The sequence below is a fragment of the Psychrobacter sp. CX21 genome (genome assembly GCF_057396255.1).
Map to the genome: position 1 here is coordinate 1 of NZ_JBXYJG010000012.1, position 22,503 is coordinate 22,503.

General features: G+C 37.6%; 16 protein-coding genes. 9 read left to right on the plus strand and 7 right to left on the minus strand.

Features of this window, described 5'->3' with window-relative positions; genetic code table 11:
• Positions 1-747, minus strand: a 747-nt coding sequence (locus AC2SLP_RS07990) for an Ig-like domain-containing protein (protein WP_486536148.1), incomplete at its 3' end; no start/stop codon positions are given.
• A 63-nt stretch (positions 748-810) separates the two neighbouring features.
• The gene (locus AC2SLP_RS07995) at positions 811-1,749 is read right to left on the minus strand and encodes an OmpA family protein (protein ID WP_486536149.1); all 939 of its coding nucleotides are present in this window, start codon (positions 1,747-1,749) and stop codon (positions 811-813) included.
• Between the two features lie 837 nt (positions 1,750-2,586).
• On the opposite strand from AC2SLP_RS07995, the gene AC2SLP_RS08000 reads away from it, so the two are divergent.
• A complete protein-coding gene (locus tag AC2SLP_RS08000; protein ID WP_486536150.1) occupies positions 2,587-3,498 on the plus strand; it encodes a hypothetical protein in 912 nt (303 codons plus the stop codon).
• A 189-nt stretch (positions 3,499-3,687) separates the two neighbouring features.
• On the opposite strand, the gene murU is transcribed toward AC2SLP_RS08000, so the two are convergent.
• Positions 3,688-4,458, minus strand: coding sequence for an N-acetylmuramate alpha-1-phosphate uridylyltransferase MurU (murU, locus tag AC2SLP_RS08005; RefSeq protein ID WP_486536151.1), 771 nt, complete (start codon positions 4,456-4,458; stop codon positions 3,688-3,690).
• A gap of 92 nt (positions 4,459-4,550) precedes the next feature.
• Complete coding sequence (locus tag AC2SLP_RS08010) at positions 4,551-5,921, minus strand: aminoglycoside phosphotransferase family protein (protein WP_486536152.1); 1,371 nt, start codon at positions 5,919-5,921, stop codon at positions 4,551-4,553.
• A 502-nt stretch (positions 5,922-6,423) separates the two neighbouring features.
• On the opposite strand from AC2SLP_RS08010, the gene AC2SLP_RS08015 reads away from it, so the two are divergent.
• Both AC2SLP_RS08015 and AC2SLP_RS08020 read left to right on the plus strand, forming a co-directional pair.
• Entirely contained in the window at positions 6,424-9,453 is a 3,030-nt protein-coding gene (locus AC2SLP_RS08015) for an LPS-assembly protein LptD (protein WP_486536153.1), read from the plus strand.
• Positions 9,454-9,569: 116 nt separating this feature from the next.
• On the plus strand, positions 9,570-11,042 hold the full coding sequence (locus tag AC2SLP_RS08020) for a peptidylprolyl isomerase (protein ID WP_486536154.1): 1,473 nt from the start codon (positions 9,570-9,572) through the stop codon (positions 11,040-11,042).
• A gap of 102 nt (positions 11,043-11,144) precedes the next feature.
• On the opposite strand, the gene AC2SLP_RS08025 is transcribed toward AC2SLP_RS08020, so the two are convergent.
• Positions 11,145-11,930, minus strand: a complete 786-nt coding sequence (locus tag AC2SLP_RS08025) for a peptidoglycan DD-metalloendopeptidase family protein (RefSeq protein WP_486536155.1) — start codon at positions 11,928-11,930, stop codon at positions 11,145-11,147.
• A gap of 537 nt (positions 11,931-12,467) precedes the next feature.
• On the opposite strand from AC2SLP_RS08025, the gene AC2SLP_RS08030 reads away from it, so the two are divergent.
• Both AC2SLP_RS08030 and AC2SLP_RS08035 read left to right on the plus strand, forming a co-directional pair.
• Positions 12,468-12,905 carry an MCR_0457 family protein gene (locus AC2SLP_RS08030; protein ID WP_486536156.1) on the plus strand — a complete coding sequence of 146 codons (438 nt, stop codon included), beginning with the start codon at positions 12,468-12,470 and terminating at the stop codon, positions 12,903-12,905.
• A gap of 390 nt (positions 12,906-13,295) precedes the next feature.
• Complete coding sequence (locus AC2SLP_RS08035) at positions 13,296-14,492, plus strand: D-alanyl-D-alanine carboxypeptidase family protein (RefSeq protein ID WP_486536217.1); 1,197 nt, start codon at positions 13,296-13,298, stop codon at positions 14,490-14,492.
• A 150-nt stretch (positions 14,493-14,642) separates the two neighbouring features.
• On the opposite strand, the gene der is transcribed toward AC2SLP_RS08035, so the two are convergent.
• Complete coding sequence (der, locus tag AC2SLP_RS08040; protein WP_486536157.1) at positions 14,643-16,064, minus strand: ribosome biogenesis GTPase Der; 1,422 nt, start codon at positions 16,062-16,064, stop codon at positions 14,643-14,645.
• A gap of 426 nt (positions 16,065-16,490) precedes the next feature.
• Between der and AC2SLP_RS08045 the strand changes: the two genes are divergently transcribed.
• Both AC2SLP_RS08045 and AC2SLP_RS08050 read left to right on the plus strand, forming a co-directional pair.
• Entirely contained in the window at positions 16,491-17,213 is a 723-nt protein-coding gene (locus AC2SLP_RS08045) for a hypothetical protein (RefSeq protein WP_486536158.1), read from the plus strand.
• Between the two features lie 27 nt (positions 17,214-17,240).
• Positions 17,241-19,091 carry a monovalent cation:proton antiporter-2 (CPA2) family protein gene (locus AC2SLP_RS08050; RefSeq protein ID WP_486536159.1) on the plus strand — a complete coding sequence of 617 codons (1,851 nt, stop codon included), beginning with the start codon at positions 17,241-17,243 and terminating at the stop codon, positions 19,089-19,091.
• A 220-nt stretch (positions 19,092-19,311) separates the two neighbouring features.
• On the opposite strand, the gene AC2SLP_RS08055 is transcribed toward AC2SLP_RS08050, so the two are convergent.
• Positions 19,312-20,262 (minus strand): DUF2628 domain-containing protein, encoded by a 951-nt coding sequence (locus tag AC2SLP_RS08055; protein ID WP_486536160.1) that lies wholly within the window; start codon positions 20,260-20,262, stop codon positions 19,312-19,314.
• 231 nt (positions 20,263-20,493) lie between these two features.
• On the opposite strand from AC2SLP_RS08055, the gene trmB reads away from it, so the two are divergent.
• The gene (gene trmB, locus AC2SLP_RS08060; RefSeq protein WP_486536218.1) at positions 20,494-21,279 is read left to right on the plus strand and encodes a tRNA (guanosine(46)-N7)-methyltransferase TrmB; all 786 of its coding nucleotides are present in this window, start codon (positions 20,494-20,496) and stop codon (positions 21,277-21,279) included.
• 667 nt (positions 21,280-21,946) lie between these two features.
• Complete coding sequence (rlmH, locus tag AC2SLP_RS08065) at positions 21,947-22,435, plus strand: 23S rRNA (pseudouridine(1915)-N(3))-methyltransferase RlmH (protein WP_486536161.1); 489 nt, start codon at positions 21,947-21,949, stop codon at positions 22,433-22,435.
• Positions 22,436-22,503 lie beyond the last annotated feature (68 nt).

Sequence of the window (22,503 nt, forward strand, 5' to 3'; positions counted from 1 at the left end):
CACGTCTACGGTTTCGTTTTCATCAATTACAGGTGCGTCTACTGTGTAATCGCCATTTTCATCCGCAGTTGTGGTGCCAATGACATTGCCATCTTCGTCCTTAACTGTGACGGTAGCGCCTGGTTCTGTTTTACCGGTTAATGTTGTGGTGTCTTCTACGCCATCTCCATCTGTATCAGTGTTGATGATATTGTCTACGGTTGGCGCGTCAGGCGCGGTGGTATCAGGTGCAGGTGCAGGCGTAGGTGTATCATCATCGTCATCAAGCGCCGCAGCTATCAAGCCAATACCCGCTAGACCTGCAAGCCATGGCCACCATGCAAATCCGCCATCTTCAGTCGCACCTACCCAGTAAGGAGTAGGCTGCGCATTACCCCCTAAGGCTTGACCCTCTGTTGCACCAGGTTCAAGTTCAGTCACATAATCGGCCACCTCACCTGTATCTGGTACATAGTAATAGTAGCTGCCATCTTCTGCTTGGCCAATCAATGCGCCATCTGGCTGATCATAATATCCTTCTATGATTAGATCGCTTTCTTGACCACCATCTTCCATTGAGACATGTAGATCTTTACCCACTCGTTTGGTCACTATGTGATCAGGCGCTACGCCAGTTTGCGGATTGACAAGCTCATAGTTTGCTTTTTCAGTCGCTTTTATGACTGTTGGTTGTCCGTCTTTGGTGACAACTTGATGTTCTGCTATGGTTTGTACGGCGTTGTTTACTTTTACGATTACTGTGCTCATGAGGTGTTCCTATTTTCTGAATTTTAATTTTGTTTGTTCTTTAGTTTGCTTATATTAGTTTGCTTATTCGGTTGCACTTACGGTGGCGACGACGCGTCTGTTTTTATATCGCCCATCTTCTGTAGCGTTTGTCGCAACAGGTCTGGTTTCTCCAAAGCCTTGCGTGCTTAATCTTGTAGCGTCTATGCCGAATTTGTTGACAAATTCTTGTTTGACAGCTTCTGCGCGGCGCTGTGATAGGTCCATGTTGTAGCTGTCGTTACCGATGCTGTCTGTATGACCTTCTATGAGTGTGGTTGTGTTTGGATATTTCTTCATGAAGTTGGCAACCGCTTCGATGCGCTGGTTGAATACGGGTTGTACGATGGCTTTGTCAAATTCAAATAGGACTTCTAGGTTGATTGGTTTGTCTATTTCTACTTTGATGACAGGCTCAGGTACGACTACTTCTGGACAGTTTCGCTGTACGCGGCTGATTTGATGGGTTTGTTCTGGATAGGTGCTGATAAGCTCTTTGGCATACTCTGGTGTGAGCTTGCTTAGCTGTGGCTGCTTTGTGCTGTCATCTACGTCGACATAGATGTAGTTGTTTTGCTGGGCGGGAAAGTCTACTTGGTAGCTTGTGGCTAATTCAAAGTTGTTGAGGTTGGTTTCGGTGGTGGCGATGTCTATTTTGTGCACGCCACTGCAATATCTGATTTGCGAGTAGTGTCCTGGTTGTAGGCTGACTTGGAATCTGTCATCGATGGCGATGTTGGCACTGGTGTCTATCCCATCAGCGTCTAGGGGTCTGACGAATATGAGGTTGGTTTCGTTATTGGGCAGGTTAAGCGCGACCTCTTCTTGATAGGCGGTGTTACCTGATTTATACCATTGTACGTGCTGCATGCTATTCGGATTATAGACTACTGACGCTTCTGTTGGTTCTGCTGTTGCTGGTTGTGTTGTTAATATAGCCAGTAGGACTGCGCTGGTTAGTAGTTTATATTTTGTGTTTTTCATAGCGTCGTCACCTCAAATAAATGTTGTATTTAACTTATATTTTAAAAACTTGTTAATGAGATTAATCCATTAAAATATAAATCAGATAAAATTAATAAACGGAAATTACGATAAATAAGGTTACAAAGTAAACGTACATATTTATAAATGACATTGAAAAGACCATAAAAAACCATTTAAGTTTCAAAAAATAAAATTAAACAAACACGTTTAAAATATAAAACTAAAATAATCATGATCTAACATGATTTATTATTACTTGTACCAATAAATTACTTACAATTGAGATAATTATTGTTGTAAGTATAGACCTTGATAGATATTTATTAAACACCTGCAAAACATAAATACGTAACTGAATATTAAAATAGATAACAATATTTGTTTAATATAATTTAATAAATTTGAATTATTTTAAATAAATCTAATTAAATCAAAAAATTAAAAAAATCTTAAATCTTAATCCATCTAATTTTAGAAACAACTTGCCAACATTAATAAGCCTAAAAATTAAGCTAATTTTTCTCTTAAATTAGTAATTTATATATTTTAAACATTGAAATGCAGTTATAGGACTTTGCTAAGATATGTGCAAAATTTAACCGTTGAAAATATTTCAAAATTTTAATATTTGAAAAGAGAATTACTATTTAGGATTAATACTAAGCTTAGATGCATTACTAGAAAAGAGTTTTATATAAAGAAAGGATTTGCAATAAGTTATTGGTATACTATTAAAAAGACATATAAACAGCTAACAATCGCAAATGTTGATAAGTATTCAACAAAGATAACTATTGAATCGAAAATGTGTATTAAAACCAAGTGAATTAACTTATGTTAAAAAAATGGCTTCCAGCAATCATATTCGCAATAACCTTGCATATAGTTTTAATTGTAGGCTTTTTCCTCAATCAAAATAAAGAAACCGAATCGAGCGCTGACGTATCAAATAGCTTCGAAACAGGAATGAATACTGAGCAGCCCATTAAAACTGGTAGCGAAGTAGAAATTGATCAGAATGGTGTATCTACCTATACTAAAATAAACCATAAAGAGGTTACACAATTATTAAATGATCAAGTGCCTAATTCTGAAGCTACTCATTCATCTGTTAATAGTGAAAATGCAGAAACTGTTATAAAAACAGATAACTTATCTAAAAAAGGGATTGCACCTCAAACACCTGCTTATAACTCCAATGATTTAAATGATAGAACCAATACCTCTCAGCAAAAAAAAGCATCTCAATTAGACAATGCATCTGTTTCAAATCAGCAACCTAATACTGCACAAAATTTGATTGTGAATAGACGTCAGAACACTAATCCAAACGAAAGATTACTACTTGATAGAGACTTACCCAGTCAAGATTCAACTGACATCACTATAGATGAGGAATATGAGAAAACAGCAAAAGAGGTAGAAGATATAAATAATAAAATTAGTGAGGGTATCGCTCAAGTAAAAGATGAGAAGATGAATAAAATAAAAGCTGAAAGAGAAACGGCACGATTGCAATATTTAAGACAAAAAAAATTAGAAAGTAGTGGCTCAACAAACAATTCAATCGACAGCTCTATCCATGATTCTATCAACAATTCTTACAATACTGACTTAAGCAAAGGTGAATTAAATAATGACCAATCTTCTACAAATCAATCATCAGTACCTGAATCGAAATCAGTTAATAATACCGTTGATAAGCCAAGCGAAGTAGATAAGCCAAGCGAAGTAGCTGCTAAATAAAACGAATCACATAATTCGAACTCAATAACGAATACGAAAATAACAATCGATAGTGAAAACGATTTGCAAGGGGCAAATTAATTAAAGGTCAATTAACTAAACACCATATAAGTTAAAGGCCGCATAATCAAAAACATATAAGTAAGAGATAGAATAAATGAATGGCTATACGACTAAGGTTCAAATAGTCTATGGACGCCCAGCATGTAATGCTGCACTACCCGAATCAATCAATTGATTGACAGACTGCAGACGTTCCTCAGTACCTACATCTATCCAATTCGCGTCCAAGAGTTGGGCTGTCACTTGCATCTTCAACATTGATTTTTTAAGTAAAGGTGCTAATGGTGCTGCTTGACCCTCTGCAATACCCTCGACTAAATCTGGTGATATCACGCTGATACCAGCAAATGTATATTTAGGACTATTGGCAACCGCTATTTCACTGGCCAATCCATTATTGATCGCAAAATCACCCTCCTTGTTGTGAGGGGGATTAGTAGTCATTATTAGATGAGCCTTTTGATCTGCATTCATTTTGTAAGACGTTAATGCAGAAAGGTCAAAATCAGTCCAAACATCACCGTTAATAAGTATAAATGGCTCATGACTTAATTTGTGAGTGCGTAGCGCTTTTGCAATACCTCCCGCTGTTTCTAAAGGTTCATCATCTTCAATAGACCAACTTATCTCAACACCGTACTTGCTTCCATCACCTATCGCATCCATTAATTTGTCCGAAAGCCAAGAGGTATTAATCACAATTTTGGTAATGCCTATAGCTTTTAAAGCTTTAATATGCCAAACAATTAGCGGCTGGCCACCTACTGGTATCAAAGGTTTAGGCGTATCTAACGTCAACGGTCTAAGTCTTGTTCCTTTACCTGCAGCCAATATCATCGCTTGATTTATACGCTGTGAAGCTTTAGGTGTTGAAGCTGATGAATTTTTAGAAGTCATATTTAACCTTAATTAGGGCGTGTCCCTAGTTTTATTAAAAATATTGTTATAACAAACCTATCAAATATCTTTGGATAAGGGTTTTAGATCTTTTACTTAAGCTTAGAAAACTTGATATCAAAATTAGGCTCAACTTGTTCATTTAACCACGTATAAATTGGATTGATATATGACTTGATATCTTCATTCGCACGTTCATTCAACCATCTTAATTCAAACATAAGATCGCGCCAAACCTTAGGTATGTCTGTTAAATATCGAGACTTGCCATCACGTTCAGATAATCTTATAAAGATCCCTAATACTTTTAAATGACGCTGAATACCAACGAGATTTAAATCCGTCATTAAAGTTTCTAAAGTTATGTTATCCATGAAATCAAGGTGAGTTGATTCATTTTGATTAGTAGCGGTTTGATTATGAGCGGTTTGATTAAGAGCGGTTTGATTAAGAGCGGTTTGATTAGGATCATGTTGATCAGAATTTAACTGCTTAGCTTGTCGCCAATAATACTCAACCCAGCTATCAATTTGCATCTCAGGCCAATCAACATAGGCATCACGAACTAAGGATACTAAATCGTATACATAACTACCGATAAGTGCATCCTGAAAATCAATAACGCCCAACGCCTCGTGGTGATATTGATCAAGCATAAGATTACGACTGTGATAATCCCGATGTACAACGACAGTAGGCTGCTTCAAAATATCTTCAATCAAATGCGTATTAAATAATGCTAATTTTGAGTTTATATCATCAGTTAGTTCAATACCAATATAGGGTAAAAACCATTCAGTAAATAAGTCTATCTCTCGTTGTAAAGTTGACTTATCATAATCTTGTACTCCAAATTTCTTTTTAGCATACTGAGTATCAATACCTTGCAAATCAATTAAACAATCAATCGCCCAGCGATACAATTTATCAATTTTTGTATGCTCCTGCTTCACCTTAGCATCCGCGACAAGATGAGCAAATTCAGTATTACCAAAATCTTGTAATATCAAAAACCCATTTTCTAAGTCATTATTTAGCAATGTGGGTACATTTATCTTATCATTCATTAGCTTTGCAATTCTTACAAAACTTTCAATTGATTCTAATTGAGGCGGCGCATCCATAACGATATAGCTTGGGTCTAAATGGCTACTTGATTTGGTACTAGAATCAACATTTAAACTAATTCGATCAGAAATAGTACGATTAGACTGATTAGTAGTGGTTGGATTGGTATTATTTTTAGCTAAACTATCGCTAAATTCATCTTCATTTAAATAAACACGATGATACCGACGAAAGCTTGCATCACCAGGTAGACTTTTAATTTTGATATGAAGATTAGAAAAAGCAGCTTGCACAAACCTTTCTAATTTTTCAAACCGTTCTTGAGTATGAAAAGTGCTAATATTGTTTTGAGTATTTGATGTCATGTTATCCGGCGTTTTAGTAGTTGTAGTCATAACCTAAGGCTTTTGAGAATATTAACCTTCATAAATTTTTAAGATTTAAATTATAATAAAAGCTATAAATTTTGTTTCTTTATTTAAACCTCTCATGCAAATCAATCTAATTAACAATTTGGCAAAGAAGGCGTAAAATGAAACGATTATAGTGTAGCTGATATATTTTTTTTTGACTATGATACGATATTGCTCAAAACTTTTATATGAGCGTTTCATAGTAGAAATATAATAAAATTGCCAATAATGCATTTAATTGGGATTTGATGATAAAAATTGGTTATATAATATAAGCGTATCTTTTTAAAACATGGATGTAGCATGTACAGATGTATTTCACCCAAATATATTGCATAAATAATCAGCAAAATTTAAAAAGATGATATACATATACCTTTTTTATACTCATAATCTACAATAATTATAGACTACATATTTAGATGACTCTTTAGATTTATTGAGTCTGTTTTTAATTTAATTGAAGATTTAATAAGGTAACTCTTTGTTTTACTCATTGCTTTATCAAAGTATACGGCGTATTTGCTACGATACTGATTTTCATTCGTATTCAAAAACTTCGCTCGTATTAAGCTTACCTATACTTATTAGTATGCCTAGTGCGTACGGCGCCATTGTAAGTCCTGTAAATGGTTTAGAAAAAAATCAACATACTCATCCAACTTCAATTAATAGACCTATAGAGACTCAATCCTTAGCTGATAGACAGTTATATAAGCCTAATACAGATGAAAAAAGTCTGTCTCAAAGTAGTCTGTCTCAACAAACTGTTTTAGATTCAGATAACCTAAATGACTCGGATACTAAATCATTCAGTAATAAACTCTATAATGCCAAACAACTCTCAACAACCTTAAATCAAGATAAAGTTCATAAGAGTCTTGAACGCTTATCACAATTTTATCAGCAGCAGGCGGATGAATTAAGAGATCGTACTCCTAACACTACTCATGGTTACAGGATTAATGATGTCGAGGCTGACACCATTATTGATGCCAATGAAGTTTCACCTGTAGCGGATATCAATGTTTTTGATTTCATAGATCAAGGTACATCGTCCTATCGCTGTGAGGGCGTATGGATTAGCCCTGCGGACGCAAACTACAAGTCAAATGGCAATGCATCTAATAATAATACATTAAGTGGCGAAGCATCAATTAACTCTGATTATTATGCAGCCATTGAGCGCGCCAAACGTAATGATGGCCTATCTACAGACGAAGGATTGCCTTTATATGCTCAAGCCGATTACGCATACTATGACAATGAATCCTATGTAGAACTGGCTGGTAATGTTGAAGTCATACAAGAGGGTCAACTGATAGTTGCTGATGCGCTCAACCTCGATCTTAACAGTGGCGTTGCAGGTGCTAAAGGTCAAGTACTACTTGCCGGTGTGGGTTCTAATTCCGATAAAGCTGATGATTTAAATAACTTAAATGGTGAGCATAATGGAAATGATAGTGAGCGCGTTGGGTCACATACTAAGAAAAATAATTCAGGTCTTATAACTGTCGCTGATGAACTAGCGTTTAGTACTAAAGACAATCGAGCAACTGCTTATGATGTCGCTTTTGCTAGTATTGGCATGCAGGCTCATGGTTATGCACAGCAATTAAACAAACCTAACGATAGTTTGTACGAGCTTGATAAAGTCATGTTTTCAACTTGCCCGCCTAATGATAGGAAGTGGCAGTTAGAAGCTCAGCAAATTGATTTAAATACCGATACCGGCCGCGGTGAAGCCTATGATACAACCTTTAGATTAGGTTCTGTTCCTGTATTGTATTTACCTTATTTCAACTTCCCTATTGATGACAGACGCAGTAGCGGTATATTAACCCCAAGCCTTAGGATTGATAGTGATACAGGGGTTAGGCTTGGCGTACCATACTACCTGAATCTAGCGCCAAATTATGATGCGACATTAACGACTGACATCTATACCAGTCGTAATCCCATGTTAACTGGAGAGATGCGTTATCTGACGGAGCATTATGGTCAAGGGACATTGACAGCCGCCTATCTACCGAATGATAAGGAATATGAGGATAAAGACCGTAAAGGCGTATTTTATACTCATGACTGGGCATCTGATAGTATTCCAAGACTAACTGCTAATGCAGTCTATAGTTATGTATCAGACCCTGATTACTTAAATGATTTTGATGATTTTGGCGTGGTCAATAATCAGTTAAACTTACCGAGACGCGCTCAGGTTAACTATATCAATGAATATATTGACACTCAGTTAAAAGTCGAAACTTTCCAGACTTTGGATGCAAAAGATGCGCAAGGCAATGTCATTGAAGATAAAGATAAGCCTTATTCACGTTTACCACAGTTCACTGTAGACTACCGTATTCCTACTTTTGAAGGGCCATTTAATAATGTAGTCATTGAAGGCACGAATGACTCTGCTTACTTTAAAAAATCTATTAACGATGGATCAGAGAGTGAGAAAAGCGGCTTTAGGCTATACAATGACATTAGTTTTAGTTACCCCTTTGATAAAAGCTGGGGCTATGTTATCCCTAAAGTAAGTTTGCGAAGTTTATATACCGCTTATGATGAAGAGAGCCGCATCGATCAAAATATTGCTAAAGAAGATAGGGATCAAGCCGTTTTTGTTCCTCAAGTTAGTTTGGACTCGGGGTTGGATTTTTATAAGGCCGGCTCACCTTTTGGTTGGTTTGACCAAACCTTGGGTGGGTACCGCTTACTTAGCCCGCGTCTTAAATATACCTATGCACCCTACAAAGACCAATCAACTCTTCCAAACTTTGATACTAGGGTGGCTTCATATGGTTATGATCAACTATTTTCTGACAGTTGGTTTTTGGGTCATGATCGGTTGAATGATAGTAACTCTCTTGCAGTTGGCTTCAATTATCGTTATGTTGATGCCGTAGGTGTGACTCGATTTGATGGTAGTATTGGTGATCAGTTTTTTATAAAGTCACCTAAAGTTAAACTTGAACCAAACGACGATACCTTCGATGCAGACTCAACTGGTGTTGCTTGGCGCAGTAGTGTTCAGCCATATCGCAATATATGGTTTGATTTTAATGGTGCGCTAAACTCTGATAATGATCTCAACTACATCACCAGTCAGCTAAGATATCGGCCTACCCCTAATAGTTTGTTTAATGTTGGTATTATTGAACGTAAAGAAGACAAAGTAACTGATCAAGAGGAATTATCAGCGTTAACTGCATCTGCGGTAATACCTATTAATAGTAATTGGCGAGTAATGGGTCAAACCCAGTTCGATAGTAGAAATGATAAGTTTATCGACAGCACGCTTGGTATTGATTATGAAGATTGCTGTTATGGGTTTTCAGTCTATGGTCGCAGCTACTATAATGACTTAAATCTTAAAGACGAACCGACGCGAGCCATTATGGGCGAATTTAGAATTAATGGATTGGGGAGTAGAAATAGTCGTTTGAGCAGGCACTTAGATGATAAGATACTAGGATTTGAACCTGTTGATAGCCTTTGGGTTAAATAAGCCTTTGGGTTAAATAGCCCTTTATCTTAATTAACTCTTCATAGTTTTTGAACTTAAAACTGACTGCAAATATCCCTACTAAATATTAAACTTAACGAATAACATACAGGCAAATTATGACAATGCTAAATCAGACGACATATGGTACAAAGCACCCTCAAAAATATAAAATTAAGACTGCCTCTAAATATTTTAAAACCTCTATTTTAGCAAGTGCTTTATTAGGTTTACTAATAGCGCCTACGCATGCCGTAACCTCCAACGCACAAACATCAAATGTACAGCAAGACGGTTCAAATATAAGTAGTTCAACGGAGCAGCAGCGCTCTAACGCGTTATCTGTTCGACGCAGTAAAGATGGTATAGTCGCTTTAGTCAACGACACCCCAATTCTGAAAAGCGATTTAAAAGACGCGTTAGAATTAACTAAAGCTAGGCTCAATGCTGCAGGTCAGCCCATGCCGAGTACAGCTCAAATTCAAAATGATGTCTTAAACTCGTTAATTATACGAACCTTACAGCTAGATTTGGTACAGCGTGCTGGTATAAGACCTGATTCTGAAACAGTTAATCAAGCGCTAGCTAGAATTGCTCAATCACAAGGGTTTAACTCTTTATCTGGATTTCAGCAAAATTTAGATTCTAGCAAGCCTGGTAGTTATGCTCAGTTGCGTGCCGAAATTATTGAAGAAGAATCACTAAGAACATTGCAACAGAGTCAAATTGCTAATCGTGTGCGTATTAGTGAACAAGATGTCGATGCTTTACTTGCATCTCCAGAAGGACAACGTTTACAAAACACCGAATACCGTACGGTTCATATCAGAGTTCCTTTTAGCGATGATTATAGCCGCATTAGTGATGATGAAAAAGCACAAGCGATGAAAATCGCTCAAAACATCCAACAACAACTAAAATCTACTGATAATGTACAAAGTGTCCTCGATGCTGTGTCTGCAGGTATTGCCAAAAATTACGCCGCTTTAATCCAAGGTGGCGATATGGGTTATCATCCTGCCGCTGGACTACCAGAAGATATGGCGACGCGTATCACCAATTTATCAGAAGGCGAGGTAACACAGCCTCAAATCACGCCACAAGGTATCGATATAATCAAACTGGTAGACAAGCGTGGTAATGACAGTATGCTCGTGCCGCAGTGGAAAGTACGTCATATTCTAATAAAGCCTGATGATATTACTGGCGGTACGATTGCTGAACAAAAAATAAATGATTTATATGAACAACTCCGCCGTGATGCAGACTTTGCATCATTGGCTGCGACATACTCAGATGATCCAGGATCGGCTGGTCGTGGTGGTGATTTAGATTGGGTAAGCGAGGGTCAAATGGTACCTGCATTTGAAGCTATGATGTTACGTACCCCAAAAGGTGACTACTCTACCCCCTTCAAATCTCAGTTTGGCTGGCACATATTAAAAGTTGAAGATACACGTCAAAAGGACATGACCAATGAATTGACGCGTCAAATGGCTAGAGATACGCTTTATAAACGTCTAGCAGTACAAGCACAAGAAGACTGGTTGCAAGAACTTCGTGCTAACGCCTTTATCCGTATTTATAACTAGGGTCTGTTATTTTAATTTTTTGCGTTTAGTGCGTTAAAAAAGAAGGCTTCGCAAATTGCGAAGCCTTCTTTTTAGTATTTATGCATCGTAGTAACTGTACTTCTAGAAATTTAAGACGGCTTTAGGGTCAATTGGTTTGCCGTTTTCTCTGATCTGAAATTGCAATGCCACTTGATTGGTTTGTCCAGAACTGCCCATCGTAGCAATACGTTGCCCTTTTTGGACACGATCCCCTTCTTTAACTAACATTTGATTGTTATGTGCATATACTGTAACGTAGCGATCGTCATGACGTATCATAATGAGATTGCCATATTCTGGAAGTCCATTACCAGCATACATAACCGTACCTGCATTACTCGCAACAATAGGATCTCCAACACGCCCACCAAACCACATGCCCATGTCGCCAGCATTGGCATTATAGTTTTTGATGACCGAATTGGTACTAGGATAAATATAGCCTTGATTCAATGGCTGCGAAGGTGTTGGCTGAGGTACAGGCGCGGGTGTTACAGGTCTAGTCTGAGGTGGTGTATAGGTAGGGCGACGCGTAGGTGGATTGTTCTGAGCGGTGCGATTGCCATCATCCCACAATCTTAACCATTGTCCAGTATAGATGGTATAGCGACTATCTAAACGATTTAATGCACCGATCTGTCTATAGTTTAAACCATATCTGGCGGCAATATCACTAACCGTATCCCCTCGTTTCACTTTATACATATTAGGAATGCCTTGAGCATTCACTTGAACCTTGGGTCCAGTACTATTATATGTAGGCTTAGTCGCACAGCCGGCTAGCAGTATCGTTGACCCGAGCAATGATGCTGCTAAAGCTTTAAATTTAAATGAAGGGGTGTTGTCTAAATTAATTAGCTTAGACATGGAGATCTCCTATAGGAACAATATTTTTAATGGCCTATCATACCATTGTCACTCATAGTATTATAATTAATATGGATAAAATTTCTATCTACCCTAGTAAATTAAGCGTAACATTACTAAAATTTTATATTCTAGACATATGATTTACGCATTTAAAAAAGATAAGTCACAGTTGCTAAACATCCCGTACACAAAACGATGTCATAATAATTGAAAACCTATTTATGAAAATTAAATAATTGTTATAAGTAATCAAATTAAAACCATGTTCAATTAATATAAAATACAATTATATTTAATTGTATTAATATTGACGACGACCTGATATCAATCACTAAATAAAGAATAATAACAATAGACTGGATAACTTTTAAATTTCTTTTTTAAATTCTTCAAAACATCATGACATACTGACGTATTTTAATCATATAAATATTATAATCTTTCATAACCGATTATAATTTTTCATAACCAGTAACTTTATGAATAGATTAGAATATAAGTATGGTTCAAACTTAAGCGAAAACAGTGGATACTATGAAAAATTCTATAACTCATTCATTCAAAAATATGACACATAAAATGGTTTCTAAAGTCAAATTTGGTGCCGCTTTTGGCGCTATAGCTCTTTGTGCTTTCATGTCTGCTCAAGCTGCCAATCAGACTACTATTCCTCTAGATCTTGCTGGAGCCAATGCGACCAAACACGAAATTGCTGTTCTGCAAGTATTATCAGAAGTATGCCCTTCGATGTTAACGCCTGCTCAGAGTGTTAACTTTCGCCGTACCTATAATGCAGAGTTAAAAAAAATGTTGCCTGCGTCCATTAATAATCCAGCCGCTGCAATAAATTATTTGTCTACTCAGCAAGACTATAAAATGGTATTAAGCAGTATGCGAGATTGGACAATGGGCTTTTCACATGAAGAAAATTTGGCCTTATGTACAGATCTTGCTAATGCTAAACTACAATAGAGTTCTCAACAGCGTGTTATTTAACATGTCTTTGATGAACAAAACATTGATGAGCCTAATGTAATAAATCAAGCATCAGGATCAGTTATAGAGTAGCTGATCCTTTTTTATTAGATATTCATAACCAGTATCCATTTGATAACCAGTCTCCATTTGATAACCAGTCTCTATGTTTAATCAGTCTCTAAATAGGCTGGCTAAAAAGACAACATTTTATAAGGCACTCTAAATATTATCAATACTATCAAAACTTTTTAAATTTCTGTTTTACCCACTAAGGCAATTTGTTAATATATTGTCTCGTTCAGGCAGCATTATTTGATCAAATCTTAAAGAAAATAACTGTGCTCTAAATTATATATCCCTAACTATGGTGTCTTAGATATGACCATGCTTTCACAAAAGCCAATTTCTCCCAATACCCTCCTTAAAAGAACCCTCTTAACTGTAAAAACCTCATTAATCGGTTCAGTCGTTGGTTTAGCTTCTATCACCTCTATGGCTGCAATAGACCCACCTGAGATGGACAATACCGCCTATGTATTAATGGATTACGATACTGGGGTTATCTTAGCTGAAAAGAATGCAGACCAACCTCTACCGCCAGCTTCATTAACTAAAATGATGACCAGCCATATTATTGAAAAAAAGCTGCAATCTGGCGATTTAAAAGAAGATGATATGGTGCTAATGAGCGAAAATGCATGGTGCCGAGGTAGTAGCAATCAATCTTGTATGTATGTTCCAGTTAATACAAAGGCCTCGGTTATAGATATGCTGCGTGGCATTATTATTCAATCGGGTAATGATGCATCAAAAGCAATGGCGGAACACATTGCTGGTAGTGAACAAGCATTTTCACAACTAATGAACGAAGAAGCTAAGCGTATCGGTATGACGAATACCACGTTTAAAAACGCGACTGGCATGCCTGCAGAAGGACATGAAGCTTCCGCGCGTGATTTAGCGTTATTAGCACGTGCTATTATTAAAGAAGGCGGTGAATACTACGATATTTATGCTGAAAAAGAATTCACCTTCAATGATATCACCCAAGGTAATCGAAACGCCCTACTTCGTACAGACTCTACTGTAGATGGTTTGAAAACCGGACACACCAATGCAGCAGGTTACTGCTTGGTGGCTTCTAGCAAACGTGGTGATATGCGCCTGATATCAGTCATTATGGGTGCAGACAGTATGCAAGATCGTGCTGATCAGTCGCGTGAACTACTAGGTTGGGGATATGGTCACTTTGATACCGTGATTGTTGCCCCTGAAAATCAATTTGTAGACAACATGCCTGTATATTTTGGTGAAAAAAACTCAGTCAAAGCAGCTACTGGTGAGGCGCTCAAAGTCTTAACTACCAAAACTCAAAAAGACAAACTTACTACCGTTATTAATATGTCAGATGAAATAAAAGCACCATTGACTAAAGGTCAAGAAATTGGTCGTATGATGGCGGTTCTTGATGGCAAAACAGTCGCTTCTGTGCCTGTTGTAGCTACTGAAGATGTTGCTGAATCAGGTATCTTCAAACGCGCTTGGCAACACATTGCTAAATGGTTTGGTGATCTTTTCTAATTAATTGATTAATATTAAACACAGTCGTTACTGTAAATTAAAAAGAGGCGCTGAAATATCAGCGCCTCTTTTTATACTTTATTTTTTAGTCTTTTCATTCAACAGATTTAGAGTGTTATGTTTAGAATGTATGGTTATTTTAGTTTAAGACTATTTTTTATGTGAACCTTTTTTATACTTCATTTTACGGCGTTTCTTACGGGCTTCTGATACCCCTTTTCTCTCACTAGTAGCGCTGGTAGTCTTCTTGCCTGCATAGGGATTGGTATTGAGTTTGAATTCTACTTTAAGAGGCGTGCCTTCTAATTTAAATACTTTACGAAATTCATTCTCAAGATACCGCTGATAGCTTTTTGGTAGCGAGCCAGTTTGATTACCATGAATCACAATAATAGGCGGATTGTGTCCTCCTAAATGGGCATATCTAAGTTTAATACGGCGACCACCAGACATAGGTGGGGGATTAGCAGCAACAGCATCTTCTAAAATTTGGGTTAGACGACTTGTTGAAACTTTAAACATTGAAGAGGCATAAGCTTTGTGAATCGAGGGGTATAAATTCCCCACATTTGTCCCATGTAGGGCGGATATAAAATGAACTTTGACGTACGGTATAAAACTAAACCGGCGCTCAAGCTCAGAATGAATCATGTCTTTTTTATCCTCTGACAGCCCATCCCATTTGTTGATAGCCACTACAATGGCACGCCCTGCATCAAGCGCATAACCGAGCATATGCAAATCTTGATCTACAATGCCTTCTTGAGCATCGATAACAGCTATCACCACATTTGAATCTTTGATGGCTTGTAGGGTCTTGATGACCGAGAACTTCTCAACTTTTTCACCAATACGGCCTCGGCGCCTGACACCTGCTGTATCGATTAATACGTAACTTTTGCCATTGCGCTCAAAAGGAATATAAACACTATCACGAGTCGTGCCTGGCATGTCATATACGACGACCCTATCTTCCCCTAACATACGATTAACTAGCGTCGATTTACCAACATTTGGGCGGCCAATAATGGCAAGTTTAAGCCCTTGTTCTGGTTCTTCTTCGACATCTTCTGGCATGTCTTTTGTTAAGTCATCTAATAAATTTGATATCCCACGGCCGTGACTTGCTGTGGTTGGATAAGGCTCACCAAGTCCTAACGCATAAAACTCAGCTGGCGCAGCATCATGTACGCCATCTATTTTGTTAGCGACTAAAAATACAGGCTTGCCGAGGGTATGAAGCATTTTACCTATGTCAGCATCAGCGCCTACCATGCCCGCGCGCGCATCAACCACAAATACAATTATATCTGCTTCGTGTATTGCCGTGTGAGATTGAGCCGACATATAATCATCAATACTACCTTGTCCATCGTCAGCTTCGCCGATACCACCAGTGTCAATGACAATAAATGACTTATTGTCGTAAGTGGCGTCGCCATATTGCCTATCACGTGTTAAACCAGATAGATCAGCGACTAGGGCTTGACGGGATTTTGTTAATTGGTTAAATATTGTCGATTTACCCACATTAGGGCGGCCAATTAAGGCGACGACAGGTTTCATGGACATTTTTTATCTCTCTTGGTTTTACATTGTTTCTAAACTTGAATGCTTAACGACGTTTATAAATATTCGTAACGTTATTTTTAATAGCTGTTATCCATAAGACTTTACTGTAAGGCTTTTACAGAGCTTAGGTTCAGGGTTTGGTAGCATAATTTATATTAGGGTATGCTCAGCCTATGAATAAAAGACAGAGTTTTGATTAAGGAGTAGTAAGGTATACGTACAAATTGCCCGATTGTCTAACTCATAATCTGTTAAAATATTATCAATCTAAACATGGTCAGACAAAAAATAAAAAGCTAAAAATGATAGCAAATTTAAGTCTATACAACCCCTATTAAAATTTAATAGAATGTCGTTAGTTATTAATGCTATATCGCTAGGTTATGATAACATGGTTTTATTACTCTTAATAACGATAGTACAATTATGTCAAGACGTTCCGCTCCATTTGTTGTTCCAGTAGATCTCCATCTAAGCCCTACATCAGAAGCAAGGGATAAAAAGACGCGTCAGAAACGAGCCAAAGAACTACTGTCTACGCTTCAAGCCGATATTGCTGCTTTTAAAGAGAATCAATTTCCGCCCGACATCTTACGCCAAGTCCGTGATATGCCTATATATCAAGGTAATTACGATGAAGTAGCAGCCTATCATAAACGCTGGAAGCCGCTTATAGATAGAGCCATGCAGTTTTACCCAGCAGCATATCTACCTCCTGACAACCTACCACTACCCGCAAGTTTAGAGATACCTCAGTTTATTTATCACGTACAGCGTCTCCACTTGACCAAAACCCGCGCAAAAGAGTCCAAAAACTTTGGTTCTGTGGGAGCACTGATTGATAAATGTGGTGAATTCTCCGCTGAAGAATGTCTCCGCCTTGAACGCGTGTTTGAACAGGATGAAACGGCTCGTTTAGTCGCTCACCGTGAATTTATAGACTTAAGGGCTTATATATTTTGTCGCAATCATAAAGGCGAGATGTTAGATCCTGAGCGTGTGCGTTTCTATCGAACTGGACTGATTGTTCATGCCCTACCTGATTTTAAAATAGTTGACAGCCGTCAAAAACCGCGCAAACGACGCAACGATGCTTATACCCATCCGTTAGCTGATAATGGCGTTTGGAAAGTTTATAAAAAGAAATAAACTACCCTACCAGATAAAGGACTTTTAATGTTTGCAGCCTCTTTTTTACAACCAGGCTTAATGTTACAAGCGACAATATTCTTAGGTGCGGCACTATTGCTCGTACCGCTTGGCAAACGGCTGCATATCTCCACTGTGCTTGGTTACTTAATTACAGGGTTGCTATTGGGGCCCAGTGTATTTGATGTTGCGGGTGATGCAGAAAGCCTGCTACATTTTTCAGAGTTTGGCGTCGTAATGCTTTTGTTCGTCATTGGACTTGAGTTACAACCGTCAAGGCTTTGGGCGCTACGGCGTTCAATTTTTGTATTCGGTGGTCTACAAGTGGGTATTACTGGCCTATTATTGATGGGCTTATTATATCAATTTACCCAATTAAAATTAGATACTGCTTTTATAGTGGGCTTTGGTTTGGCGTTATCCTCTACCGCATTTGTGCTACAAGTTTTGAATGAAAAGCAGCAACTGTCTAGCACGCATGGTCGTGAAGCATTTACTATCTTGCTGTTCCAAGACATCGCCGTCATTCCTCTTCTAGCAGCCATCCCTTTTTTGTCAGGGATTAGAGAACAAAGCTATGACTTAATCTATTTCGCCAAAGTAGTCGCAGTCTTTGGGGGGCTCTTTTTTGTTAGTCGCTATGTCGTGCGTCCATTTTTTAAATTTGTGGCGCTAAGTGGTGCAAATGAGCTACTCACCGCAGTAGCACTTTTTATAGTGATGGGCGTGTCCATCCTTATGGGTCAGATTGGATTGTCCATGGCACTGGGTGCTTTTTTGACCGGAGTATTGCTCGCAGACTCTGAATATCGGCATGAGCTTGAAGCCAGTATTGAGCCATTTAAAGGTCTGTTATTAGGTTTATTTTTTATGTCTGTGGGAATGCTTACTGATGTTAAGCTTATTATGGAGCACCCATTCATTATCATTAGTGCCGCCCTGGCGCTAATGTTTATAAAGTTAGGGGTAATCAGTATTATTGCTCGGCTGTTAGGCAATCGTCTACCTACCAGTATACGACTTGGGGTGACGTTAGCGCAGGGAGGGGAATTCGCTTTCGTATTATTCGGTACAGCAGCCAATCAAAACGTACTTAGTCAGGAATACTCAAGCTTACTGACGCTTGTTGTTACCATATCTATGGCCTTAACCCCGCTTGGATTTGTATTACTTGAAAAGTTTGCAGAGCCTAAATTTGCCAAACGTCAACCCACAAGAGAGTACGACAGTATTCCAGACCACGAGCACCCAGTGATTATTGCAGGGTTTGGACGCGTTGGTCAGATTATTGGGCGCGTACTACGTATGCATAATATCGAATTTACAGCCATTGAAAGCTCAGCAAATCAAGTTGATTTTGTCCGCAAATTTGGTAACCAAGTGTACTATGGTAACCCGCAAAACCCGCAAATATTAAGAACAGCAGGTATAGATAAAGCTAAAATTTTCATCATTGCTATAGATAATGTTGAGCGATCTATCTCAACAGCGCAATACCTTCATAATCATTATCCTCATTTAGAAATCCTAGCCCGCGCCAGAAACCGCAATCACTATTATAGATTGCGCGATGCAGGGGTAAAGCACATATGGCGTGAGACCTATTTATCTTCTCTCGATATGTCAAAAGAGTCGTTAAAGCTACTAGGTATTTCAGCTGAAAAAGCGCGTGAGACCATTACAGCGTTTAGAGATTATGATGATAAGTTATTGGCTCAACAACAAGCCATATATGATGACGAAGCCAAAATGATTGAGTCTGTACAGTCCTCAATGATGGAGCTTGAAAGTCTATTTGATGCCGATCACACCGAAGGCAAAAAGCTTGATTTAGACGAAATTGAAACGGCGGTAGGTATAAACAAGCACCAATCATAAACGTTTAAACCAATAGTACTTTTAATCAATAGCATTTTAACCGTCGCCCTTCTTAGAGACAAGTTGTAAGGTACTAAGGTGCTAAAGTACTAAAGTACTAAAATGTAAAGGGAATAACGGCAAATTGATTGTAAAGATATAGGGCAAGTCCCTATCAATCAGTTTAAGGTGTTGGTTCAAGTCGATTGCCAAAGTTATTTATTAGGTTTGAATTGAGATACTAGTCTTTACGGCATATTGAAGGCTTTTGTTTGTCATTTAGTGTAGTCATGCATTTCCATTCTTCGGTTTTATTAGTACTGGTACGGTACATGATATAGGTTTGATTGTTTAAATTTCGATTGGGGAATGGTACATTTTGAATGGTGGCGATAAGCACACAGCTGGTTTGTAGGTTACCTAAAGAAGGCGTATTTTGAGTCACATCAAACGTTAAGTTTGTTAAATTATTAATATCATTATCAAACTCTATATCTACAGGACAATAGCCTTGCGAGCTATAAAACTTTTCTAATTGAGTTGTTGCAATGCGCGTTTCAATAAAAGTATCTTGGATAATGCCATTTTCTTTAGGTTTCGCATACAGTGGTAAAAACTGTTGTTGTATCACCAGCAACGTGAATAAAAACATACCAAAAGCTATGGCCAAACCTACCACACTAACCCCGCCTTCACGCTGCAAGTGTTGTTTTTGTTTTTCAGGGTCACGCGGGTAATCCTGCAGAACATCTGCAATTTCACGACGTGCCATGCGATAGTAATAAGCATCGGACCACCGCGCCACCATAAACGACCAAAATAACCATATAATTCCTGCAACACTTAGACGGAAAATCATTTGATAAGCATCAGGAAATGAAGACACAAACAAAAATTCAAAAAGACTAAGGATGATAGCGACATTCAACTGGACGAACGACCAACCTGCAACTGTATAAACGATACAGTCCATATAGCGCTTGCGGTATAATAACCAACCAAATGTGGCAAAAAAACCCGCCCAATGCCACTTAGCGGATAAATACCCTTGCTCATCAAATGCTTTAAAGCGTTTCAAATAATAAGACTGTGAACGTTTACCAATAAACCATTTATCAAGCTGTGTACGCTGCTCATCGCTTAGCTGTTCTTGATAAAAAGGTGGAGGTGACGTCTCTTCGATAAATAACATAACAACCTAATTGTAGTTATATGACAAATTCTTAATTGCTCTACTATACAAACTATAGGGTTAAACATCGTTTTATAAAGGGTTTGTGTTTATAATACGCCAAATCTAACCTTTTTTTTAGTTACTTTTTTATGTAAATGTTAAAGGACATACATTACCGATATGAGCACCGATAATTCAATAACGACCAAGCCATCTGAGCCTGAAAAAATCTCACCTAAGTCTCATGATATGGAGGTTAAAAATGTAGAATCACAAGACAGCACTATTACTACCTCAAGCAAAGATGAGGTGTTACATCGCCGTATGATTAATACATTTATGAAACGCCGTACTCATGTTAGTAAACATGCTGAACAAGCTTTAACCGATCCCGCTTATACTAAATATATTGTTAATACGACGGATGAAAGAGGACAAGGTATTGTCAGTGGTATTACAAGTTTACGTTCTTTATTTACCGATACAAATCTAACGCCCAATGGTCCTGATGCTCCTTTGACATTCGAGATAGGCTTTGGCATGGGTGGGTCATTGATAGACATGGCAAAGGCTGATCCTAAGCGCAATTTTGTTGGGATAGAGGTACATGAGCCAGGTATCGGTAAATGTGCGTTTATGGCCAAAGAAGAAGGGCTTACTAACTTAAAAATCATCAATGGTGATGCCATTCAGCTAATGCAGCAGCTACCAGAAAATCATATTGATCGAATTCAGTTGTATTTTCCCGACCCATGGCAAAAAAAACGCCATTATAAGCGCCGGTTCGTTAGTCCTAAACGTATGGAGATAGTAACCCGCTGTTTGAAACAGGGAGGTTGGTTCCATACGGCAACTGATTGGGAGCATTATGCTTTTTGGATGTTAGACGTTCTTGATGATTTTGAAGGACTGACTAATACTGCTGGCAAGGGCAACTTTACACCGCGTCCTGATTTTCGGCCTAAAACTAAATTTGAACAAAGAGGTATTGAACGTGGTCACGGAGTTTGGGATTTAATATATATTAAAGATTGATCTATTATGGTTTGACTCTGACTTAAATAGATAGATATATAAACCACAAAATGACCTCACTTATGTATTAGCTTATTAATCAGATTAACAATTAATAAAAGGATGTGAAACCTTTAAAAATTATGATTTTATAGTTCAGTAACTTTAAAAAATTTTAATAAATATAATTTTTATACTTTATGAATGTTAGAAAATTATACGCGCATAGCTAACAATTATAAGGGGTTCAAAAGTTTTCCCCATTAACTGTGGATAACTTTGTGGATAACCAAGGCATTGACAAGTTTAAACCTACGGTATGAGGTAGATTGAACTAGATTGTATAAAATTTAAACAAAAAAAATATCTAATAAAATCAATAGTTTATAAACATATAATATTAATTATTAATTTTTTAAAATTAATTTTATTCTTTTATTAATCTATAAATTAAGATTCACAGTAGCGTGAATATTATTTTGTTACTTGTGGATAAATGTATTTTACATTACTATTTAATTGTGGATTATAGACATATACAGAGGCGCTTTGCTTTAATTATCAAGCTATTAGGAAGACTGATATTTAAAATATATACCCTATTAAGCAAGTATAATTTCTATATAGATCAATAATAATATTGACTTGCCGCTCACCCTTAAAACATCTTTCTCATATAGAGGTTATAATGAAGTTACGCATCCTAAGTATAGGCTCAAAAATGTCCAAATGGGTTTATACAGGTTTTGATGAATACCATAAGCGTATACAACCGATGCTAACGACTGAGATATTAGACTTATCGCCTGCTAAACGCTCTAACAAACCGTCAGAAGTGAATCTAATTCAATACCGAGAGCAAGAAGGGTCAACAATTTTATCTGCCCATGCTTCTAATAAACGTGAAAAGCTATGGGTACTAGATGTTAAAGGCAAAATGATGTCTACAGAACAGTTGGCTGCTAAATTAGATGAAGCAATGCAGTTTGGGGATGATATTGCTATAGTCATAGGCGGTGCAGATGGGGTATCTCCTGAAGTTTTAGCCGCTGCAGATTTTAAATGGTCTCTATCTGCACTCACCTTACCTCATCCTTTAGTGCGAGTAGTTTTAATGGAGCAGCTTTATAGGGCCATGAGCATTAATAATAATCACCCCTATCATCGAGGTAATTAAGGTATGACCCTTATTGATATTCTACTGATTGTTGCTAATCTACTACTAATCTAATAATTGATAAGCTA